Annotated in this window: 1 protein-coding gene; it reads left to right on the top strand. The window is 72.2% G+C overall.

The window, feature by feature from the left end; all coding sequences use genetic code 11:
* Positions 1 to 1235 (top strand): DUF445 domain-containing protein (locus AC5LSR_RS22725; protein WP_493468983.1); only part of this gene is annotated, 1235 nt, incomplete at its 5' end.
* Between the last annotated feature and the right edge of the window lie 22 nt (positions 1236 to 1257).

The raw sequence follows: 1257 nt of genomic DNA, 5'->3' as shown, positions 1-1257 counted from the left end.
CGGAGCTGCAGCGGGGGCTGCGCCGGATGCGGACGATCGCGACCGGCCTGCTGGTCTTCGTGGTGGTCGTCTATGTCGTGTTCTGGCGCTGGGAGTCCGGTGGTGGGCCGGGCTGGGCGGGCTATGTCCGGGCCGCGGCGGAGGCGGGCGCGGTGGGAGCGCTCGCCGACTGGTTCGCGGTGACCGCGCTGTTCCGCCGGCCGCTGGGCCTGCCCATCCCCCACACGGCGATCATCCCCAACCGCAAGGACGACCTCGGCCGCAGCCTGGAGCGGTTCGTCTCCGAGAACTTCCTGGCCGACGCGGTGATCCGGGAGAAGGTCGCGAGCATGGGCGCGGCCGTCCAGATCGGCACCTGGCTCAGCGAGCGCGGCAACGCCGAGAGGATCACCGCGGAGGCGTCCAGCCGGCTGGTCGAGGCGGTCTCGAACATCCGGGACGAGGTGACGCTGGAGGTGATGGAGAAAACCATCCTCGCCAGGGTGATGGACCGTCCCTGGGCGCCGGCCGCGGGCACGGCGCTCGGCCGGATCGCCGCCGGCGGCCTGCACCACCGGCTCGTCGACGTGATCGCCGTCCAGGCGGAGACCTGGCTGCGCAACAACCCCGACACGGTGATGCGGATCGTCGCCGACCAGGCGCCGTCGTGGTCGCCGAGGTTCCTGGACGATGTGATCGCCGCCCGCGCGTACGAGGAGGCGCTGCGGTTCGCCGCCGAGGTCCGCGCCAATCCCGAGCACCTGCTGCGCAGGGCCCTGGACGACTTCCTCGCCCGGTTCGGCGAGCAGCTGCGCACCGACCCGGACACCGCCGAACGGGTGGAGAAGCTCAAGGAGCGCGTCCGCGACCATCCCGAGATCCACCAGGCGGCCGCGGCGATGTGGAACGCCACCCGGTCCATCCTGACCGACGTCGCCGGCGATCCCGACAGCGCGCTGCGGACCAGGATCACCGACGAGCTGCAGGCGCTCGGCGGGCGGCTGGTCACCGACCCCCACCTGCGGGCGGGTGTCGACACCGCCGCCACCGAGGCCGTCGCGTGGCTCGTCCGGCGGTACCGCTCCGACATCTCCACGGTGATCTCCGATACGGTCGCGAACTGGGAGCCGACCGAGACCGCGGTCAAGGTCGAGCTGCACGTGGGCCGTGACCTGCAGTACATCCGCATCAACGGCACGGTGGTGGGGGCGCTCGCCGGCCTGGTCATCCACCTGCTGACCGAGCTGCTGCTTTGACGTCCCCCGCGGTGGCCCTCGT

The sequence above is a fragment of the Protofrankia sp. CiP1_Cm_nod4 genome, assembly GCF_982290645.1.
This window is presented reverse-complemented; position numbering and strand designations above follow the sequence as displayed.